The 3,592-nt window shown below is 47.1% G+C and carries 4 protein-coding genes; 1 reads left to right on the forward strand and 3 read right to left on the reverse strand.

Annotated features, from left to right (window positions below):
• Positions 1-105: 105 nt before the first annotated feature.
• Genes J1781_RS00710 through metN form a run of 3 tightly spaced genes read right to left on the reverse strand, consistent with a single transcriptional unit; the run spans position 106 to position 2,656 of the window.
• The gene (locus J1781_RS00710; RefSeq protein ID WP_129955000.1) at positions 106-921 is read right to left on the reverse strand and encodes a MetQ/NlpA family lipoprotein; all 816 of its coding nucleotides are present in this window, start codon (positions 919-921) and stop codon (positions 106-108) included.
• A 57-nt stretch (positions 922-978) separates the two neighbouring features.
• A complete protein-coding gene (locus J1781_RS00715) occupies positions 979-1,632 on the reverse strand; it encodes a methionine ABC transporter permease MetI (protein WP_015696115.1) in 654 nt (217 codons plus the stop codon).
• Positions 1,625-2,656 carry a methionine ABC transporter ATP-binding protein MetN gene (gene metN, locus J1781_RS00720; protein WP_129955001.1) on the reverse strand — a complete coding sequence of 344 codons (1,032 nt, stop codon included), beginning with the start codon at positions 2,654-2,656 and terminating at the stop codon, positions 1,625-1,627. The genes J1781_RS00715 and metN overlap by 8 nt, the downstream gene beginning before the upstream one ends.
• Before the next feature lie 177 nt (positions 2,657-2,833).
• Between metN and gmhB the strand changes: the two genes are divergently transcribed.
• Positions 2,834-3,400, forward strand: a complete 567-nt coding sequence (gene gmhB / locus J1781_RS00725; protein ID WP_217137760.1) for a D-glycero-beta-D-manno-heptose 1,7-bisphosphate 7-phosphatase — start codon at positions 2,834-2,836, stop codon at positions 3,398-3,400.
• Positions 3,401-3,592 lie beyond the last annotated feature (192 nt).

Genomic DNA, 3,592 nt, shown 5'->3' on the forward strand with positions numbered 1-3,592 from the left:
GGCATATGCCCGCCTTGTTATTTATTTATGAAAAGATGTATTTGCGAATCTACTATCTTATAAATGAATAGTCAGGAGAAACGTAACGTTCCTGATTTCGGACAATTACCAACCTTTTACTGCGCCGCCGTTGAAGATTTTATTTGCTGCAGCGTTCACTTCATCAGACTGGTAAGCCTGAACAAATTTCTTCACGTTTTCAGCATCTTTGTTATCTTCACGTGCCACGATCAGGTTCACGTATGGAGATTCTTTATCCTCTACGAAGATACCGTCTTTCTCCGGCGTCAGGTTTATCTGGCTGGCATAGGTGGTATTGATAATGGCCAGAGCGATTTTGGCATCATCCAGTGAACGTGGCAGTTGTGGGGCTTCAAGTTCGACCAGTTTCAGATTTTTAGGATTCTCGGTCACATCCAGAACAGTCGGCAGCAAGCCAACACCGTCTTTCAGTTTGATCAGACCTTGTTTTTGCAGCAGCAGCAAAGAACGACCAAGGTTAGTCGGGTCGTTTGGCAACGCAATCTGATCGCCATCTTTCAGTTCATCAATAGATTTGATTTTTTTAGAGTATCCGGCGATTGGGTAAACGAATGTGTTACCGACCGGCACCAGTTTGTAACCGCGATCTTTGATCTGTTGATCAAGATAAGGCTTATGCTGGAAGGCATTAACATCAATGTCGCCTTTGCTCAGTGCTTCGTTAGGCAAAACGTAATCATTGAAAGTCACCAGCTCAACGTCAAGGCCGTATTTTTCTTTAGCTACTTTCTGTGCAACTTCTGCCACTTGCTGTTCAGAACCGACAATCACACCCACTTTGATATGGTTTGGATCTTGTTCTTTTGGCCCGCAGCCGACTAAAGCCAGCGATCCCAGAAGCGCGCCGACAATGGCAATGGATTTGAATTTGTTAGACATGTCCTTTCCTCAATAAACGGATATAAATCATTCACAGGGTAGCTATTACAGCTGTTTTTATTTATGTGTGACTGCTTTTACAATGCGGTCGCCACAAAATTGTATTAAATACACCAAAACCACTAACAGGACTAATACCGTATTCATCACGGTTGCGTCATAACCGATATAACCATACTGATAACCGATTTGACCCAAACCACCCGCACCCACTGCGCCACCCATAGCAGAATAGCCTACGAGGGTGATCAGCGTGATGGTAGCTGCATTGACCAATCCTGGCAGAGCTTCCGGTAATAAAATTTTACGGATGATTTGCATCGGTGTTGCCCCCATCGCGCGGGAGGCTTCTACCAGACCACTTGGAATTTCCAAAAGAGCATTTTCAACCATGCGGGCAATAAACGGTGCTGCACCCACAGTCAGCGGAACAATCGCTGCTTGCAAACCGATAGAGGTACCGACGATCATGCGGGTGAACGGAATCATCCACACCAGTAAGATAATAAAAGGAATAGAACGGAAAATATTCACCAGCGCTGACATCACGCGATAGACGTTTTTATTTTCTGCAATCTGACCCGGACGGGTGACATATAACAGCACACCAAAAGGCAGACCCAGGACAAAACCAAAGAAGCCAGAGGTTAGCGTCATGATGACCGTTTCCCAGATACCCCGGCCCATTAACCACATCATTGCCTCAGACATAACCGAGTACCTCTACTTTCACCTGATTCTCATGCAGGAAACGAATTGCCGCCTGAGTGTTTTCTTCTGAACCGTGCATTTCTGTCAGCATAATCCCGAACTTCACGCCACCGGCATAATCCATCTGAGCACTGATGATATTATTATTAATGTCAAAGCGACGGACCGCTTCTGAAAGCAGCGGAGCATCCACTGACTGGCCGGTAAATTCTAACCGTAATAAGGGCACTCGACCCGCTTCAGGCGTGGTCAACAGACGCACGGCGTAATCATCCGGAATATCCAGGTGCAATGTTGACTGAATAAACTGCTGGGCAAGCGGAGTCTTAGGATGTGAGAACATCTCGCTCACTTTATCCTGCTCAATCAGTTTGCCATCGCTGATCACGGCAACCTGATCGCAAATGCGTTTTACGACGTCCATCTCATGGGTAATCAGCAGAATCGTGAGCCCCAGACGGCGGTTGATATCTTTCAGCAATTCCAGGATTGCGCGGGTTGTGGCCGGATCCAGTGCGCTGGTCGCTTCATCACAGAGCAATACTTTTGGATTACTGGCCAGCGCACGGGCAATCGCTACGCGTTGTTTTTGTCCACCGGAAAGATTGGCAGGATAGGCATCATGCTTATCTTCTAATCCGACCAGACTCAGCAGTTCAGAGACGCGCTTTTTAATCGCGGCTGAAGACAGATTGTCGAGTTCCAGTGGCAAAGCAACGTTGCCAAAAACGGTACGTGACGACAGCAAATTGAAGTGCTGAAAAATCATGCCAATCTGTCGGCGTGCACGGGTAAGTGCTTTCTCTGAAAAGGACATCAGATCCTGACCATCGACCAATACCTGGCCTTCAGTCGGGCGCTCCAGCAAATTCACGCATCGGATTAAAGTACTTTTCCCCGCGCCGGAAGAGCCGATGACGCCATAAATTTGTCCGGCAGGGACGTGAAGACTCACGTCAGAGAGCGCGACAATCTGGCGCGAACCCTGCTGGAAAACCTTGGTGATGTTAGAAAGTTTAATCATATTTTTTTATTCTGTCTTTTTGCCGTGACGTGGTGAATTTAACTCTGCGGAGGTCTTCTCCGTAGTATGGTGTGGATGCTAAGGCGTCTAGACGTCTAAGTCAACCAGGTTAGCATTCTCACAGACATTGAAAACATGCGATACTGGCGCCGTTAATCAGCCATCAGGAGCAAATTCGTGGCACAACCAGTTTCAGCAATCTTTCTTGACCGTGATGGCACTCTGAATGTCGATCACGGTTATGTACATGAAATCGATGACTTCCAGTTCATCGACGGGGTCATTGATGCTTGTCTTAAATTAAAAGAGATGGGCTTTTTACTGGTACTGGTTACCAACCAGTCCGGTATCGCACGTGGCAAATTTACTGAAGATCAGTTTATGACGCTGACAGAGTGGATGGACTGGTCGCTTGCCGATCGCGGGGTTGATCTCGATGGTATCTATTTCTGCCCGCATCATCCGGAAGGATCCATTAAAGAGTTTACTCAGGTTTGTGATTGCCGTAAGCCGCAACCCGGGATGTTTTTGACGGCCAAAGAAGAACTGGGCATTGATATGGCTTCTTCTTATATGGTGGGCGACAAACTGGAGGATATGCAGGCAGCTGCCGCTGCGGGGGTGGGGCATAAGATTTTAGTGCGTACCGGCAAGCCCGTAACCTCCGTAAGTGAAAATGCCGCCGATGCGGTACTGGAAAGCCTTGCCGCATTGCCTTCCTTTATAGCAAAAGGCCATAAATAACGTCTTCTGGATAAAAAAACGGCAAACGAAATAAAACTGTATTTATTCGCTTGCCATTAAAATCCAACTCCCTATAATGCCGCTCCATCGACAGGGAACAACGTGAACAACATCACGAAGTGACCGGGTCGGAAAGATTAAAAACAGCGGCAACCGGATGAAATAAACGGTTGACACTGAATGAGGAAAGCG

Origin of the sequence: Rahnella perminowiae, assembly GCF_019049695.1 — a bacterium.
GTDB classification, from domain to species: domain Bacteria; phylum Pseudomonadota; class Gammaproteobacteria; order Enterobacterales; family Enterobacteriaceae; genus Rahnella; species Rahnella perminowiae.

Excerpts from the sequence above, each read along its gene's own strand:
- J1781_RS00710 (WP_129955000.1), bottom strand. The coding sequence starts at position 921 with ATGTCTAACAAATTCAAATCCATTGCCATTGTCGGCGCGCTTCTGGGA.
- J1781_RS00715 (WP_015696115.1), bottom strand. The coding sequence starts at position 1,632 with ATGTCTGAGGCAATGATGTGGTTAATGGGCCGGGGTATCTGGGAAACG.
- metN (WP_129955001.1), bottom strand. The coding sequence starts at position 2,656 with ATGATTAAACTTTCTAACATCACCAAGGTTTTCCAGCAGGGTTCGCGC.